The sequence below is a fragment of the Pseudobacillus sp. 179-B 2D1 NHS genome (assembly GCF_045370945.1).
In the GTDB taxonomy this organism is placed as follows: Bacteria; Bacillota; Bacilli; order Bacillales; family Domibacillaceae; genus Pseudobacillus.
This window is the reverse complement of sequence record NZ_JBIQDP010000045.1, coordinates 1-17,007: the sequence shown is the minus strand read 5'-3', so window position 1 is coordinate 17,007 and position 17,007 is coordinate 1. Positions and strand designations below refer to the sequence as shown.

At 36.6% G+C, this 17,007-nt stretch carries 17 protein-coding genes; 2 read left to right on the top strand and 15 right to left on the bottom strand.

All coding sequences use genetic code 11. The annotated features are described in order from the left end of the window. Window positions 1-50: 50 nt before the first annotated feature. From ACH0BF_RS24215 to ACH0BF_RS24195, 5 genes are read right to left on the bottom strand one after another with little or no spacing between them, the layout of a single operon-like run. Window positions 51-1,115: a hypothetical protein gene (locus ACH0BF_RS24215; protein ID WP_406910452.1), complete on the bottom strand. Its 1,065-nt coding sequence runs from the start codon at window positions 1,113-1,115 to the stop codon at window positions 51-53. After that, complete coding sequence (locus ACH0BF_RS24210; RefSeq protein ID WP_406910451.1) at window positions 1,099-1,806, bottom strand: ATP-binding cassette domain-containing protein; 708 nt, start codon at window positions 1,804-1,806, stop codon at window positions 1,099-1,101. The genes ACH0BF_RS24215 and ACH0BF_RS24210 overlap by 17 nt, the downstream gene beginning before the upstream one ends. Before the next feature lie 10 nt (window positions 1,807-1,816). Beyond that, window positions 1,817-1,969 carry a hypothetical protein gene (locus ACH0BF_RS24205; protein ID WP_406910450.1) on the bottom strand — a complete coding sequence of 51 codons (153 nt, stop codon included), beginning with the start codon at window positions 1,967-1,969 and terminating at the stop codon, window positions 1,817-1,819. Between the two features lie 14 nt (window positions 1,970-1,983). Next, window positions 1,984-2,193: a helix-turn-helix transcriptional regulator gene (locus ACH0BF_RS24200; RefSeq protein WP_120038360.1), complete on the bottom strand. Its 210-nt coding sequence runs from the start codon at window positions 2,191-2,193 to the stop codon at window positions 1,984-1,986. 2 nt (window positions 2,194-2,195) lie between these two features. After that, window positions 2,196-2,561 (bottom strand): DUF3796 domain-containing protein, encoded by a 366-nt coding sequence (locus tag ACH0BF_RS24195; protein WP_120038358.1) that lies wholly within the window; start codon window positions 2,559-2,561, stop codon window positions 2,196-2,198. A 554-nt stretch (window positions 2,562-3,115) separates the two neighbouring features. Here ACH0BF_RS24195 and ACH0BF_RS24190 point away from each other — a divergent pair. Together ACH0BF_RS24190 and ACH0BF_RS24185 are read left to right on the top strand one after the other, a co-directional pair. After that, window positions 3,116-3,457, top strand: a complete 342-nt coding sequence (locus ACH0BF_RS24190; RefSeq protein ID WP_034305112.1) for a PadR family transcriptional regulator — start codon at window positions 3,116-3,118, stop codon at window positions 3,455-3,457. Then, on the top strand, window positions 3,454-4,212 hold the full coding sequence (locus ACH0BF_RS24185; RefSeq protein ID WP_406910449.1) for a permease prefix domain 1-containing protein: 759 nt from the start codon (window positions 3,454-3,456) through the stop codon (window positions 4,210-4,212). Before ACH0BF_RS24190 ends, ACH0BF_RS24185 begins: the two co-directional genes overlap by 4 nt. A gap of 318 nt (window positions 4,213-4,530) precedes the next feature. Here ACH0BF_RS24185 and ACH0BF_RS24180 read toward each other — a convergent pair whose 3' ends face one another. From ACH0BF_RS24180 to ACH0BF_RS24135, 10 genes are all read right to left on the bottom strand, one after another. Then, a complete protein-coding gene (locus ACH0BF_RS24180; RefSeq protein ID WP_406910448.1) occupies window positions 4,531-6,507 on the bottom strand; it encodes a methyl-accepting chemotaxis protein in 1,977 nt (658 codons plus the stop codon). Between the two features lie 47 nt (window positions 6,508-6,554). Beyond that, complete coding sequence (locus ACH0BF_RS24175; RefSeq protein WP_340856573.1) at window positions 6,555-7,136, bottom strand: helix-turn-helix domain-containing protein; 582 nt, start codon at window positions 7,134-7,136, stop codon at window positions 6,555-6,557. A 301-nt stretch (window positions 7,137-7,437) separates the two neighbouring features. Then, the gene (locus ACH0BF_RS24170; protein ID WP_406910447.1) at window positions 7,438-8,259 is read right to left on the bottom strand and encodes an alpha/beta fold hydrolase; all 822 of its coding nucleotides are present in this window, start codon (window positions 8,257-8,259) and stop codon (window positions 7,438-7,440) included. Further along, a complete protein-coding gene (locus ACH0BF_RS24165; protein WP_406910446.1) occupies window positions 8,256-8,765 on the bottom strand; it encodes an SRPBCC family protein in 510 nt (169 codons plus the stop codon). The genes ACH0BF_RS24170 and ACH0BF_RS24165 overlap by 4 nt, the downstream gene beginning before the upstream one ends. A gap of 71 nt (window positions 8,766-8,836) precedes the next feature. Then, window positions 8,837-9,163 carry an ArsR/SmtB family transcription factor gene (locus ACH0BF_RS24160; RefSeq protein ID WP_406910453.1) on the bottom strand — a complete coding sequence of 109 codons (327 nt, stop codon included), beginning with the start codon at window positions 9,161-9,163 and terminating at the stop codon, window positions 8,837-8,839. 183 nt (window positions 9,164-9,346) lie between these two features. Continuing rightward, a complete protein-coding gene (locus ACH0BF_RS24155; protein ID WP_406910445.1) occupies window positions 9,347-9,508 on the bottom strand; it encodes a hypothetical protein in 162 nt (53 codons plus the stop codon). Between the two features lie 894 nt (window positions 9,509-10,402). Next, the gene (locus tag ACH0BF_RS24150; protein WP_406910444.1) at window positions 10,403-10,549 is read right to left on the bottom strand and encodes a hypothetical protein; all 147 of its coding nucleotides are present in this window, start codon (window positions 10,547-10,549) and stop codon (window positions 10,403-10,405) included. 200 nt (window positions 10,550-10,749) lie between these two features. Beyond that, window positions 10,750-12,048 carry a hypothetical protein gene (locus ACH0BF_RS24145; protein WP_406910443.1) on the bottom strand — a complete coding sequence of 433 codons (1,299 nt, stop codon included), beginning with the start codon at window positions 12,046-12,048 and terminating at the stop codon, window positions 10,750-10,752. A gap of 3 nt (window positions 12,049-12,051) precedes the next feature. Beyond that, window positions 12,052-14,820, bottom strand: a complete 2,769-nt coding sequence (locus ACH0BF_RS24140) for an AAA family ATPase (RefSeq protein ID WP_406910442.1) — start codon at window positions 14,818-14,820, stop codon at window positions 12,052-12,054. 263 nt (window positions 14,821-15,083) lie between these two features. Further along, window positions 15,084-16,148: an HNH endonuclease gene (locus ACH0BF_RS24135; protein ID WP_406910441.1), complete on the bottom strand. Its 1,065-nt coding sequence runs from the start codon at window positions 16,146-16,148 to the stop codon at window positions 15,084-15,086. Window positions 16,149-17,007: the final 859 nt, after the last annotated feature.

Below are 17,007 nucleotides of genomic sequence, written 5' to 3'. Positions count from 1 at the left end.
GCTTGCTTTTTATTGCAACAGTTTACTTTTAATGGAAAAAATCCTGCGGACTAGAGCAGCAACCCTGTCACTAAGCCTTTTAAAGGAAAATACCATTCTAAAAGTACAACACCAATGCTGTTTATCACAATCAGACTCAAAGCTAAGAGACAATCTTCTGTTCCGAATGGTTGATTCAACATTTTTGAGATAAATAAGTAAATCATACTCGGAATGCCATTCCATACCAGTAAAAGAAGGAAGTATGGCACAATAATTTTCCTTTTTTGATTTGGAAATGACCTTACTTTATCAAGTAACGTTCGGTTGCTTGAAAATAAAATCGACAGCGGTGTATTGATACTCAAAATCCCTAAACCTAGAAGATAGAAAGTGCCCATTTCCATATTCAAAAACATAAACGGCAAGAAAACAGCCAAGGCGATTATAAATACACTATTAATCAGATAATTCTTATGAAAAATGAAATATCTAAAAAGGTAGTTGATGAAATTTCCTCGTGCGAAGAAAGCCTGATGTTTATGGGAAACTGGTGACTGTAAGAAATCATAGGGATTACTTCTAAAATAAAAGATTCCAGCTATAGACAATGAAATGAATGAGGTAAGTAAGACCAAATCATTCCTGCTCAACCAAGCAAATGCACCACAAGCTATTAGGCTGAGTACCGCGAGTATTTGCGGTAATTTATACGGAAGTGCAAAAAATATCCCATAGATACAACAAAAGATACTGATGAGAAAGCTACAAAAGAGTACACGGGGCTTTGGTTCCATCACACTGAAAAAAAGAGAGAACAAAAGCAATGTTTTAGTGCCTAAAACATAAAGATAAGTAGAACATATCAAAGAACAAAGAAAATGATTCTTTATAAAGGGAAGCTGGAGTAAGCCGTTTAACTTCCCATCATTTATGATTGATTTCATTGTTTGTCTTGCGATACCTATAGTAAACAAACCAATGCAAGCATAGAAGAAAAAGGGTTTAACAACGATATGAACATCTGAAACTGACATTAATAAAAAAACGAAAAGGCTGGCTAAAAGGCTTTTAATTATAGAATGATAAGATTTCCCCATCAATTGTCGATTGAAAAGTTTAATAGTTTTCATCAATCTGCAATGCCTCTCGTATCAAATCGCTATTCACCTCAGCGCCTTCAAACGTTTGACTGATTTTCCCGTTTTCTAAGACCAAAACTTGATTGGCGGTCATTGTGATACTCTCCATGACGTGCGAAGAAAATAAAATTGAACCGTATTTTTGATAATCCTTAATGAGTTGATACAAAAATTCTGTACTGTCAAAGTCCAGACCATTCACTGGTTCATCTAAAACTAGTAATGGGAGTCTCAAAGCGAATCCTGTAATCAGAAAAGCTTTTTTACGATTCCCGGTAGAAAGATCTTTTATCAAAGTATCTTGGTGGTTAGTGAAACCGAATCCTCTTACTAATTCTGTTACATCAGGTACAGGTTTTTGATAGGAGTCAAATACATAATCAAAATATTCTCGAAAGGTAAAATACTCAAAAGAGTGGTCCTCATCAAAAACAATTGAACGATTCAATTTGAATTTCTTTGATTGAACATCTGCTTTTTCCCTGAGCCACAGAAAACTTTTCAAATGATAAGTGTCCAGAATGGAGGCAATCATTTTGATCAAAGTTGTTTTCCCAGCACCATTTCGCCCAATCAAACCAACGACTTGATTTTTATTTATTGTCATATTCAAATTTCTGATGATGGGTTTACCGGTTTCATACCAAACCTCTAAATCTTTGATGGAGAGCAGTTCATCTGTCATAGTCTTCCCCTTATTTCTTATTTACTTTTTTAGCTGCGATGACAAATACTACACCAACCAACAAGTACAAAGCAGCCATTGAAAAATTAGCTTTAACTAAACATACGATTGCACCGATGATCCAAATCAAACCAATCAATAATCTGAGTGTTGTCCTGCTCACTCTTTTCATCTCCATTATTTTTCAAAGTCAAAATGGAACAAGTCGTCAATTGAAGCGTCCAATTCTCTTGCGATTCGAACGGCTAACTCCAAGGAGGGATTATATTTTGCGTTCTCCAAACGCATAATTGTTTCTCTACGGACACCCACACGCTGCGCAAGTTCTTCTTGGGTTAAATCTTTTAAAAGACGATATTTTTTTATCTGTGTTGTAAAAGCTGTCATAATTACTCACCTGCATCATATTTGTAAGTCAAATATGCCCACAAGTTCGTTCCCAAAGCAAAAGTCAAAGCTAAGATGATCAATTCAGCTCGATATAAAAGCGCATAATCAAGGGAGAGAAAACTTAATACCAAGCTGCTTAGAAATCCAAAACAAAAAGCAATGCGAAAAGCCTTCGTTCCCGCAATATTGCGATTTTCGATTAAACGTTCATCTTCCTCGGTGCCTAATTTATACCACCAGTAATATTGTAACCCTCCAAAAAAGGCAAAGAATAGATACATGGCTGGGGGTCCGCTGGTCCCGAGAAATCCCAAAAACCCTAACAGCCCGATGAGCCAACTCTTGTTAGTTAATGTTCGCTTCATTAGTTACACCTCTTTTTAGTGATATATTTATCTCTTTATGAGATAAATATATCACTTTGATTAATAGTTGTAAATGAAAAAACAGCCCCAGCGGACTGTCTTAATAAAAAGCATATTTAGGGCTGTAATGGTAATCTTGTTGCAATGATTAGCCTTAATAAGCATTCTAATTGGGTCTCTATTCCGCAAAAGCGGCCACAATATCCAATCAGAAAAAAGAGCAACCTAAATCAAGTTACGTGCTGCTTGAAAATAATGTTTGATCAAGAATATCTCACTATCTAATATTTTATAGAATGTTGTCGGTTGTTTCATTTTCTTAGTTTGCCTCCACTACATAACTGACTCTCGTACTCGTAGAAAAAACACCTTCTGTTAAGTAACAATAAAATTGTCTAATTTACAATAAAGTCCTTTAAAAAATAATAAAGTTGTTTAAAAATCCTTCTTTAACTAATGGGGCAGTTTAGGTGAACAAGGGACGTGTATTTTTAAAAATCAATACCTTGCATTATAGAGTAATATAAAATATATTAGTATCAGGAGGTGGGAAAATGGAAGTGAATAAGGAAGTTTTAAAAGGACATATTGATACGTTAATTCTTTCACTTTTACATAGTAGGGATATGTACGGATATGAACTAGCAAAATTAGTTCGAGAAAAGAGTAATAATCAGTTTGAACTTAAAGAAGGTACTCTCTATTTGTCATTAAAGCGTTTGGAAAAAAATAAATGGATTTCGTCTTACTGGGGTGATGAACAAGGTCCTGGAGGAAGGCGGAAATATTATAAACTTACACCACTCGGAGAAAAAGGTTTTGAGGAAAAACGTAAGGAATGGGAGTTTGTTAAAAACATTATTGATTCGTTTTTAGAAGGGAGAGAAAAACAATGAAACAAATTGATGAATTTGTGAATTCAATATATGTAAATATTAGTGGAAAAGAAGCAAAAGAAATGAAAGAAGAAATGCAAACGCATTTAATAGAAGCTGTCGAAGAATTAAAAGAAGAGGGGAAAAGTGAACAAGAAGCAATTTCTATTGCTATCAACCGTTTTGGTGATAAAAATCAAATTACCAAAGGATTACTTGATTTATTTAAAGCGCAAAACAAAATAGTTAAAATCCTATATCGCATCGCGTTTATTTTTTTGATTATTGGCTTAGGAATTTTAATAAGTTTGATAGTAAGCGACAAATTAGTTGCGGATAAACAATTAGAAGTACAAGCTACACTTAATTCTATAATTAATATGCCAGAGAATAAAGAATTATCAGAAGCTGAAAAAAATCAAATTATTTTAAAATTCCAGGAGATAACTGATGATAAATTAGTGAATTTTTCTTTATATAAAAAGCCAGAAGGAACTCCAGAAATTATTGATCAAGGAGATTTCCCAAAGGTTTATAGTAAAATGAAAGAAGTAATAAAATACGGACAGACAGGTAATTGGTTTTTCTCAAATGAAAATAAAAATTGGTACGCTGAAGTTGGATATATCGGTGCAGAAGGAGTAACCCTTTACGCAATTCCACCTAATTCCTATTACGTTATTCCATATAGTTTTATTATTATCTTTATAGTTTTAGGACTTTTAGCTTTTATGTTAAAACGAAATTCAAAGCGTAAAATGCTAAATATTTTTTAAAAGATTAATCTACTATTCTTTTTCAACTAACGGGGTGCTTTAGCTGAATAAGATTTAAACAACTTTATTATTGATTTTTAAGTACAAGCATATTTAAATGAACAGAAATTAAACAACTTTAAAGAGTCTTACTACACAATAAAATGTAGCAAGGCTCTTGTATTTTCATATCAAAATTAAATAACTTTATTATCTCTTTACACCTTTAAGTTGTTTTCAGGTATTCCATACCCATTTTCAACTCAAAGGTGTTTTTATTTGTCTCACTCTGCGGAGTAAGTCCCATGAATCTTAAAGCTGGCTTTTCCGATTAATAGCTTAAACTTTAAATTGGGATATCACTTTCTGTAATTCTTCTGCCATGGAAGAGAGTGCTTTGGCGGATGAAGAGATCTCTTCCATCGATGCTAACTCTTCCTCTGTTGAGGCGGCTACCTCTTCGGATGTGGCGGCGTTCTCGCTGGCGATGGTTGCCAGATCTTGAGCCACAGTTGTTATATCCTGAACAGCGGCTTTGATTTGTTGTGAAACGGAAAACATTTCTCTCATTTCTGGTGTAATCTCTCTTGTGCTTTGTAGAATCTGCTTAAACTTCGTAATGGCTTCGTCTGATATTTCCACACCGGTCTGTACATTATTTGCGACCTCTTCCATTACCTTAACGGATTTCTCAGTATCTTTTTGAACACCTTTAAGAATATCTAAAATTTCACTCGCTGACTGTTGCGATTGCTCTGCCAGCTTCCGCACCTCATCTGCTACAACAGCGAATCCTTTGCCTTGCTCGCCAGCTCGGGCAGCTTCAATGGCCGCATTTAAAGCTAGAAGATTTGTTTGATCAGCAATACCTGTAATTACATCTAAAATGGAGCTAACTTCTTTAGAACGTTCATGCAAAGACTGGATAGTCTCATTGGATTCTATGACAGACTGCTGAATGGAATACATCTGCTTGACCGTATCAGTGACGGCTCTTTCGCCATCTTCCGCTTGCTGGGTAGTATGAGTGGCGAGTCCTAATACTTTCTCGGATCGATCCGCAATTTCTCCCACTCCTAATGAAATCTTATCGATGGCTTCCACACTCTGATCAATTTGAGCCGTTTGCCTCTCTGCGCTGCCTGCTACTTCTTGAACAGATGCAGCCACCTGCTGTGAAGCCGCGCTCGTCTGTTCAGAGCTGGCTGTCAACTGCTCAGAGGAAGCGGCAACTTGCTCCGCATTATACTCTATTTTTTGAACCAGCTCCCTTAGCTTCTCTTGCATGGCATTGAATGCTTGAGCTAATTGGCCAATCTCATCATTGGATTGAATATCGACGCGAGTAGTTAAGTCTCCCCGGCTGACAGTGAGGGCTTGCTCTTTTAACTTAGACAACGGTTTTGTCAGGGAGCGTATAATCAAGAACACTACCACTGCTCCTATAAGCATGGCAAGAACAATCACAATCAGTGTTTTGTAAAAGACTGGCATGGCTGACTCATCAATGACAGACTGCTCCACACTTCCCCCTAACTTCCATCCGGTTAATTCATTTGTCGTAAAGTTCATTAACTTTTCCTTGCCTTGAAACTCGTACTTAAACTGACCGCTTTCTTTGCTATAAACGGTTTTTAAAAAATCCTCAGTAGCCTCTTCCCCAGGATTGAGTACGGGGTGAGACAGAACTAGCTGATCTTTATCCATAAGGTAAGCATATCCTTTATTTCCTAATTTTACCTTTTGGACTAAATTCTGAAGGAACTTTATATTAATATCGACTGCTACAACACCTGATCCATCTTTTGTTGTTTGGGAGACGGTAACGATCATATCACCTGTTCCAGCATCTGGATAAGGTTTAGATATGACTGCCTTTCCCTGTTGCTCTTTTGCTTCTTTATACCACTCTCGTTGTCTTGGATCATAGGTAGAGGTATCATTAATAACCGGTTCTTGAATATATAAGCCTGTGTCTGTTCCAACATAAATACTTAAGGTTTCAGGGTGCAGTTTAGTATACTGCGTTAACAGCCGGCGAAGCCCAGGGCTACTTTCCCCTTTGTATAAAGAGGCATTTGTAAGCTCGGAAAATGTCTGTATGTCGTGTACTTTTGATTGAATGGCTTCGGTAATAGACGAGTTTAAAAGTTCCACACTTTGAGAGAAACCGTTCATCATTTCATCTTTAATGGCTTCTTTAGCTGTGGAGTAAGAGAGAGCTCCAATGATTAAGGCTGGAATAATTAATATCAAAGCAAATGAGAGCATTAACTTTTTTTGCATGTTGTTAAAGTATAAAAAAATTCGTTTCATCGTAATCATCCTGTTCATTAGTGTTCTTTGGACGAAATCTTATCTACTCAGTCATCTGTGCGGATTCTCTCATACCTGCGTGCAACACTGACTGAACTTCGGTTCAATATCTGGCCAATATCTTTATAGATCATTCCTTTTTTGCGCATTTCCAAGAGCTGTTCATCTTCTTTAGTCGTCCATATTTGATACGAGCGTTTTTTAGTAAGTTTATATGTATGTTCTTTCATTCGCTCTTTCCCCACCCACTCTGGTTCAGGAGGTAAAGCATGAGGAGCTATATTACTGAACTGCACTTTGTCTTTATTTTGTTCGGCCCACTCCCAAAACGCTACAGGGTCGATAAAATAAAAAGTTCTAATTGATCTTGTTACTTTTTTGATATGCGACAGCTGATGGTTCTTTATCCAACATTTCACGGTGCGCCGGTTTACATGTAAGATTCTGGCCAACTCTCCCGTTGTGATAAATCCTGTCTGTAATTTGGTTGAAGATATACCAAGTCTTTTCATTTTTACTTCAAGAGCTGTAACAGAACGGTCCATATTTTTAGCAATTGTGGCTAATGTATAAGTGCCGATATGTTCTTTTAACTCTGTAACGTCTTCGGCAGTCCACCCTCTACTCAAGATTCCTCCTCCTCAATAAAACAGATTTTAATTTTTACCTTTTTTCTTCTTATGTGACTATTTATCTATACAAACCTTTACGAGTATAGGTCTTATTTAGCTAATTTGCAATAGTTCCTTCTTAATGCAGAATATTCCGGTATTAATCCAGCAATTATATTGTTAGATGATAATAAAGTTATTTAATTTTGATATAAAAATATAAGAGCCTTTCTACATTTTATTGTAGAAAGGCTCTTTAAAGTTGTTTAAGTCTTATTTAGCTAAAGCATCCTTTAGTTAAAATGAACGCAAACCATATTTATGTCGATACTTCATTTGTATTTTGATCGTTATATTCCACTACTGCATTCGCCAGTACATCTGGAGCCATCATAACTGCCGAGTGGTCTTGCCCTGAAAGCACTTTATATTTAGCTAGAGGTAACAGTTCTGCAAGTGACTTGGCAGCTTCATGGAAGTACGGTTCACTATTTTCTCCAACTATGATTGTTGTTGGAACATTTACATCCCATCGGTTGGTTGGTAGAGGTTTTCCTGATTGAGTTTCTTCCATAATCATACCGTCATAGGCTAGGGTATGAGCCAGATTCTCCATTCCCTTCCAAGAGGGATCGGCTTTCATATGGTCTAGATATTCCGCAGGTATTCCGAGAGCTTTACTCATGAAATATTCTACCGCATCACTGCGTCTGCCTTCCTCAATCAATTCATTCAGATTTTGAACATACTCTGCAGGTACACGTGGACGACTGTTATCAATAATAAAAGGTGGCTCATACAAAAATAGATTTGTGATTTTATCTCCTAGTTTTGTTGCAGCTTCAAGTGCTAATACTCCATCAGAAGAACTACCAAACAATAAGCTTTTACCTCCCGCTTCAACTATTAAAGCCTCAATGTCTTCTATCTCTCGTTCCACCGCATACTCAGAGGCATCGGTACTTTCCCCCCTACCACGACGATCATAGTTATAAACAGTAAAATGTTTGGAAAGCTGTTCTGCTAGTTGGTCAGCATCTTTGTGATCAGCTGCGGCAGATGATACCAGAATTATCGCCTGACCATTTCCTTGTTTTTCATAAGCGATTTTTGTTCCATCTTTTGAAATTATTGTGTTCATAATTTCCCTCCGTATTTGGATTTCAAATGTTCTTCAAGACGTTCAAAGGCATCAGAAAAGCCTTTAATCATTCCCATTTCTTCAGCGTTATAAAGGTCTTCTATACTTCTGAAACGAGTAATAATTTTAAGTTTACAGCCTTCCTTTATCTCATCAAAAGTTACAGTCGTATACATATCACTTTTTTCTACCATACTCCAATTTTCGTCAGTAAATGAGTCGATGTAGACTAATCTAGTTGGTTCCAGCACCTCTTGATATACAGCTCTACAATATACCTCTTCTCCATTCCCATTATTAGGCCTTAGACTATAGCGCCAGACACCATTAGGTCTAACATCCATCTCGTATACGGTTGAGGTCCAGTTTTTAGGTCCCCACCAACGAGAGATATGTTCCGGTTTAGTCCACCCTTCCCACGCAAGCTCGAGAGGGATAGCTACGGTACGTTCAACTGTAAGTTCTCTGCTGACCTTATCTTTGTAGATTTTTGTTTTCCTTCTCATCTTAAATTCATCCTTGTTATTCAAATTCTTTCATTTCAAGCTCATAAATTAGCTTTCATATGCAACAGCTATTAAGGCGATTTATCCTCCTTTCTTTTAATGTCGAGCATATAGTCCTCAAAGTTATCTAGACGCTGTTCCCATAAGATACTAAATGAATCGAACCAAGCATCTAAATCCTGAAATGGTTGTGCTTCAAGGCTATATATTCGCAACTGTCCCTTCGTTCGAGAACGTACCAATCCAGCCTCCCCTAAGATACGTAAATGGCGAGATACCTGAGGTTGGCCAATATTTAGAGCCTGAACTATTTCACTTACAGAGTGCGGACTTTTTTTCAAAAGTTCTACAATGTTAAATCGATTCGGCTCTGATATTATCTGTAATGTTAATTGCATGGTTGTTGTATTCATATTATTAATATACACCTTAACATATATACATGTAAACATATATAATGTGTTTTTTTACAAATTTATAACCTTCTAATATTCCTCTTATTCCATCCAATGGGATACTGTCAGGTACATCCGATGTTGGCGATGTCAGCTGGATTGTCCCAACCGTTCAATCTGGTAAAGTCATGGCAGCAACAGCCATCGAAGTCCTTCATAACCCTGACATTCTTGAAAAAGCGAAGATAGAATTAATTGAGTAGCGAAATGGTGAAGAGTATGTATCACCCATCCCGCCTGAAGAGTAAAGAAACTACTAAACTTTGTTGACTCGATGCTCTTCTTCACTGCGTCCCTCCATTTGGAAGGGCGTTTTTTTATTAGTCTTGCTCTTATTTACATGATAAAATATTAGTAAAGATAATGAGGTGTTATCTTTACTTTACATAAAATTATTATTGCTATCTTAAAAGGGAGTGCTTTATTGGCACTCCCTCTATGATTTGGTTGGAAGGAAAATGACAAGGCCAAGCTCTCAAATCGCTCAAAGCTTTCCTCTTCATCAAAATTTCCTCTTCCCTTCTTTTTGATCTTTTCTTTCAAATTTTCGGGAGAGAAATCGTGAGTGTTTCCATATCCGTCTCGATAAAAAGGTATCCTTCCTGATCGTAATGAAGGGAATCCTTTGTGACATACCTGTCTAGAAAGCGGAAAGAGGCGCTTGAACACGTTTTTCAGTACTGTCTTCTATGTATCTTTAGAGGAAAGAAAAAGGTTAACCTTATGAACCAAGCCTTCTCTATATCATTTGAAAATACGCCAAAATTTTTATTTTAGCGCAAAGTTTATTAGAGAAGAACACCTTTCTCTTCTTTCCGGTCGGCTTAAAGAACATAACTTCTTCTGATAAAACCAATTAGGTACACGACGATCATTAGCGAAAAAATCAAAATAGACAATCAACAACTTTATGGTCAATGAAATAAAGGCATGGAATAAGGAAATCCATGCCTGAGTGATCTAATAGTTATTTGGATATGAATTGTGTATTGATTCATGATTCAACCTTGGAAGCTTTTTTTAAAATATCTTTATATAGGGACCCACTAAACGTAGTCAGAACCGGTCGATGAATAGCATTGCTGAATAGTGTAGGCTCTTTGACTCCTATTATTTCCCTAGGGCTGTATGCCTCGATCATGTCACGGTTAACCCTAGCAGCCATGTCGTAGGTTAAATCGTTCACCGGTTTACCAATTCCCTGAGCGTCTTGTCATACAGCTGCTTGATGACATTGAGTGCTTCTAGATCAATTTCTTTGACAAACTGAACTTCCTCTTCTTTGTTTGTACTATTTCCATGTTTAACTTGATCCTTCTCTTCTTTCATGATTTACCGCTCCTTCCGGTTAATATAGCAGAAGAACGTTAGAGGTTCAATTTCCTTCTAGTGTTTAGTGTATAAGGACAAGACACAAAAAAGGAGTAGTGTTTTTTAAGCAAAAATTATTCTCCTTGTTCTCTCTTTTTGGTCATACAGTTGTTTCTGTTAAGATTACAGGGATAGGCGTTTATAATAAGAAGTATTATTTACTTTAATTTCAGCAAGTCTTTAGATTCATGATTAATCACCATGACATCCCCTCTTACGGGCTGTTTGATAGAAATTTGATCAAGGAATAGAATGCCTTGTATGTCGGTAATTGAATTCTCATATACAAAACGGCCATTACTTTCCTTCACAAATTTCATGTAGTCAACCAGTTCCCGCAAGCCAGTTATGGCATAACTGACATTTGTGGTGTGCTTCACTTCCCCAATTACTACCTTCATAAGCTTATTTTCATCTCTTCTGCTGATCTCTAATATCAGATCGGGACGACCGCTCCATAATGTATCCTTATTGAAAGAACTACCAAACACTTGAGTGGCGATATCAAAGGATTTTTCCATAGACTGTACCCTTCGTTCTAATAGCGGATGATAACTCTCTTTCGCCTCTTCAACTCTAATATGAAAAGATAAATTGTTAGAACCACTAGAGTCGTGGTAAAGCTGGTAACAGAACTCTTTATCTTTCCAGCTTGCAAACAAGTTTTGGCGGCCATCCAAGAGTTCGAGTACAGCATCTCCGCTATTTTGTTTGATAAGCTGGATGGCCCAATAAAGCTCAAATAATACCTCCGTTTTATCTGGATAAACAAATGTTTCTTGAAGAAGCTTTTGAATCTCAGACTCGTTTAGTTTTTTTGAATGCAATTGCCGGTAAAGGATAAATAGTTTTGCGGCATTGCTGTATAGCGGATTGCGATGCTTCGCTGTTTCCTGAAGCATTCGATCACTAATCACTGCCTTTTCAACGGATATTCTTGCAAGGTAGATATTCTTCTGATAAATCTCATCGACAAATGGCTTTAACTCTTTCCACTCTGCAAACCATTCATACTTTATATATCTATCAAATCCCGTCTTCTCTGCGTCTAAAAGCTCATACAGCCGTTGAATGAACGCTTTCAGCACCAAGTTTTCTTTAATATTGTAATGACGTGATGGTTCATTACAGGAAAAGATAGTCCTGTCGCTATTTCCCGCTTCAAGACGGTTTTTGATTGTATTTTCCCAGTTAATCCTCCCGCGTATTTCACCGTGATATGTTTCATTGATCAGTGTAGTGGATGTTTTAAATCGGCGAATTAAAGCAGGTAATTGTCTTACGTACTGCTTCACTTCATCCCTCATCAGAAAATGTATATTGATCAACTGTTCAAGTTGATGAATGTTCAGATGGGCTTTGCGAATAAAAGAATTCAATCCAACTTTTCCAGACTTCAGGTACACAACAAGAAAATCGCTAATTTCTTCAATCAGTTCATTTGTAGTTTTCTTCATGGATTACTCCTTGATATTGAAAAAATCAATTGCAAATTCCATAAGATAGTTGGTATCAAGGTTTTTTAATTCCCCAAGTTTCTTAATAAAGGTAAGAATGTCAGATTCCTGAAGTCCTTCAAACTGTGGAAGAACATATAAAACAATGGCAGAAGTAAAGTCACCATCTTCTGCAGTGAACTGAGCAATGTCTTCGATAATAGCCGGTCCAATCTGGCGGTATTCATTTATAAACCGCCAAATATCTGCAAGTGTTGTGGAATAAGCGTAATCTTCTATTCTCCATAAAGGCAAATAAGCATTGACAAGCTCTTCATCAATCTCTTTTGGAACGCCAACCGGTATAAAGGCAAATCGACGCATAAATGCATAACTCATCTCATACAGGGAAGCTTTATCAATGGTATTGATAGTTCCAATTAGGCGCCAGTCATTGGGAATAATAAAATCATAATCATTGGGAAGAACTTCTTTTACATCCTTTTGCGGGCGGACGACAATTTGATTTCCGCTCTCTCCTTGAAAATTAAGAGTAATGGAATCACCCGTCAGTGCTGAAAATAGAGCACCAAAGGCCTTGTCTATATCGGCGCGGTTCATCTCATCAATAATCAGCCATTTGTTTTCCGGTTTTAATGTTTTTTCATCTTTAAAGCAATTTAAAAAGAACCCCTGTTTAAATGACAGCGTTCCATCCGCATTCGGGCGGATGCCTCCAATTGTGTCATAAGCCGACCAATCAGAAGTAGCTGTCATCATCAGATAGTCTGCCCCAAAGCTTTGGCAAATTTCTTTGGCCATTTTAGATTTGCCAGTCCCGGGAGGTCCGGTCAAAATAATATGCTTGCCTTTCGATAAGGTCGTTTTCACTTGTTTGATAATTCGCTCTTTATCTTCAAAGAACAATCCCTTCATTGTTATGTCCTGCGAAAAATCAATTGAAGGAATTGGAAGGTGATTTTCCATTAGTTCGGGCTGTTCCATGGAAAGAATCGTTTCAAACTGCTCTTTTGTTAACTCAAATAAACTTCCCTGTGCTCCATTTTTAATAGGTGTACTCTGTTTGATGTCGTCCACTTGATTAAGCTGTTCCCACGCGATCGGAGCCATATTTCTCACATAACGAAAACTAACACCTTCCACAGGATCAGGAAAGCCGGGGCTAGAGCCTGTATGCAGATCCTTAGTGACTTCCCCCTCCGCCACAATTTCTTTTCGTGGAGTAGATTCATAAAAAAGGACCCGGTCTCCCGGCTTTGCTGTTTCAAAAGAATGATAAATCCTCCGCTTGTTCCCTTTTTCATTAAAGGCAGTATAGAAAACCTCTCCTCCTTCTTTGATTTCGTCAACTGTCCAGATGGAAGGGTTCGTCGTGAGCCAAAAGTATTTGGGCTCTCTTTTTACTCGAATAGTTGAATCTACTGACGACTCAGTATCAGCTTTTGCTTCCATCCATTGATTGTCTTCTAAAAATTGAGGATATACGTCTACCAAATGAGAATGAAGTTTTTCGTAGGTGAAATCTTCCATATCAGTCACCGTTTCCAACAGCCAGTCGGCATTTCTTTTTGGATGTTCCGATCCGTAACCCAGACCGTAGCTGACTTTTTCTCCATCAATTTTGACAAAGAGCTGGGCCGCCTTTTTGTGGTTTTCTATATCATTCGGATACAAAGCAATCCAGCATTCCGATCCGCCGAAGTTCTGGTTCCAGCTGAATCCGTTAAGCGCTTTATCTTGTACAAACGCCGTATCACTAAATTCCTCCATTTCGCGGATACAATAATGAAGATTCCCTAAATGATACAGAACTCTATCTTTCATTGGGGTGTAATAGATTTGGAACATAATACGGAAATTATTCCAGGAATGAAGAATATTAGATTCATATTCTTCATTCACCTCTTGCTTCATACGCTCAAGATCCTCTAGTGATAATGTTTTCTTATTCAGCCATTGTTCTAACATCAAGTACCTTATTCTATTGATTTTGTCGCTTTTTTGATAAAACTTCCTGCGTTCTTCTAGAAAAGGTAAATCCATCTTTTTTATTTCGGATAAAAACAGTTCATCATTTTCCATGAATTTTTGAAGCTTAACCGCTAGAGAATGAAGATATTCCACAGCTGTTTCAGCAATCATCGTGTAGTAATAGGTGGCACAAAAGAACATATCTTGTACATCGAGAAAATTGAAATCATGTCCTTGATCCCGTGTATAATCGTGAGTTACTCTGCAAATATCAAAAAATAATTGGTAATTTTCACTGATGGTTCCAAGCTTCTTATCTATGCCGAATGCTTTTTTCATTTCTTTTAGTAGTTCTTCTTTATAGAGCGGATATTTCTTATAGTCGTAGGCTGCCAGCAAATACCCAAATAGCGGGGCACCGAGATTTTTACCATGTTCTTTCCCGGAAAAGTGGAATTGTTCAATCCGTTCGCGTACAGGCAATGACTCATCATAGAGGATTTTAAACAATTTAGCCGTTAATCCCGGTGCTTCCTCAGCCAACTTTGTTAAATTATCCAGTGAGCTCCAGTGTGTAAAGCTACCTGTCTGTGGATTTTTGCTTTTTATATATTTGATCACGTCAAGAACAGTTTCTTCTGTGATCTCAGTCTTCTGCAAATAACGATTCAATTCATCTAGAATATCCCATTTGTACTTCTCATCATATTCTGGATTGGTCCGGAACTTAAGGTAGCGCTTTAAAAGGATATCGAGATAGTTGTCACGAAGAATATAGCGTTCCAATTGGAAGTTATCCAAAGTAGTCACTCCTTGTTTTATCGTGAATACAGACACAAGTCTTTCTCTTTTTGAGCATTTTCTACTCTCCTAACCTACTTGAACAAGTAATTAAACTTACTTAATTGAAGGCAACGTCTTCATTAAATATTCCTGCCACTAGTTTCATCACCAACTATCTCATGAAGCCAGCAATACATGAATAACACTTCTAGATATTGCTTCTTTCCTTTAAGAAATAATTGTTAGAAATTTTTCTATGCAGAGTATTAATAAGCCCTTTTCTATTCCACTATTCCAAAATGAGCTTTCCGGTGACAATTTGGACATATTGCAACGGCATTTGACACTGTATCTTCTCCACCTTCCGCTAACGGAATAACATGATGTACTTCAAGATAAGGTGTTCCATCACTTGCCCTTATAAAAGGAGCTGGTTGATGACAATATTCACAAATCCCTTTAGCTCTTTCTAAAACTTCAGCAACCACATCTGGATTTCTTCGATAATTTGTTGAGATGACCTGAATAACTTCTGGCTTTTTATTAGCCTTTTGAAGTCGTTGCTTTCTTTCTTTATTATTGGTTGTTTTAGCATGATTAACTTGTTTATTAAATTCTTCTTCATATTCTTCTGCCGTAATCGGGACTTGAATTTCAAATGAGTCTACCTTTACTAATTCGAACCATTTAGATCCATCATTTTCAACATGATAGTTAACGTACTTAAAAATCCCACTTAATGTTAAGACCGTACCTTCTTTTAAAAAAATATAAATAGGTATTTCTCCTGAATTAATAATGGCTCTATTCACCTTAAAATTCGGATCGAAATTATCTTCGATACTCTTCATGTAATGTTTTAATACTTTATTTTCCTCTATCCATTTATTCTGATATTTTCCATCCTTCACCGTGACTTTAGAGAAAATAGCTTTATAATTAGGTTCATCACCAATCAGATAAATACCCGATAAATTATTATAAGTCCGTGAAAAAATAGAGATATCCCATGAGCTATATTTTTGACCAATAACAAAGTCCTCTAAGTTGGTAATATCATATAAATCATCCTTAAATTTCTCTCTAAACTCAGGTACAATGTCTTCATAGGTTTTTAAATTTAAGTTCTTTATTGCCTTGTATACCTCATCTTTACCTGGTTCCGGTAATTTCTCAAACCGAGCCAAATATATATTTAAATCACCTACTTTTTTGAATTTGCGTACTCTATCTCTAGTGTTTTTCACCTTTTTTACAATAGGTTCTTGCAGGTCAGGATGTGTAATTGCAGGTTCAAATACACTACCATTTAAAAATTCTATTGCTTCCTTAATTCTGTTTATCATTAAGTCACTTCCTCTTATTCTATTTAGCAATTAATCTTCAATGTATTCTAGTTAAGTTATTTGTACTCAACCAATAAAGCTTTCCACATCATCAAGACACGGATTATCTTACTTAGGTCAAATCACACCAAGAATTACGTGAGTTAACTACAGCACTTTCGTATTACTCTCTAACTATTATTATCTTCTCATTAATTAAGACTAACTAAATTATTACCAACACTAATGTCAAAAATCCTCCTATTATGTATATATCCAAATCTCACTCTAACTCTTTTATTATCATCTTCTTTATTACAATCTCATACTTACTCTATCATGTTAAATGCATTTATTTTTAATACTTTCAATCATTTTAATTATCTAAGAAATACTTTTATGGTTTTTAATCAAAATAAACCTTTATACTTCTGACAAATTTTCATTTGTTCTTCAACTAACCGTTTGTATAAGTAAAATGCTTCAGAATATTTTTATCAAACCAATAAAAAAGAGCATTTTTCAGCGCCATCTCCCCTTTCTCTTTTGTGTTTAATCTAGTCTCGGAATAACCTCCAACTGTAATTGTAACTTTGGTTCATGTGTCTTTTCATAAATTGTAGAGAATTTGAAATAAGTGGCGCCTGAAAGATTGCGTAATCGTTTCTCAGAAGTGCTTATATTTTGGATAGGGGTGGCGTCAGCAAAGCGCATTTTCCTGACGCTGCCCCTAAAAGAAAGTTTTCCACAGCAGAAGATGTACTGGAGCGTCTACACTTATCTGGACAGAAAAATTAAGGTCGCGTACACTTGACCTAAAACAGATGAGGAGCTCCAACTATGACAAAGCGAGAACGCCGCACCTTCACGCCCGAGTTCA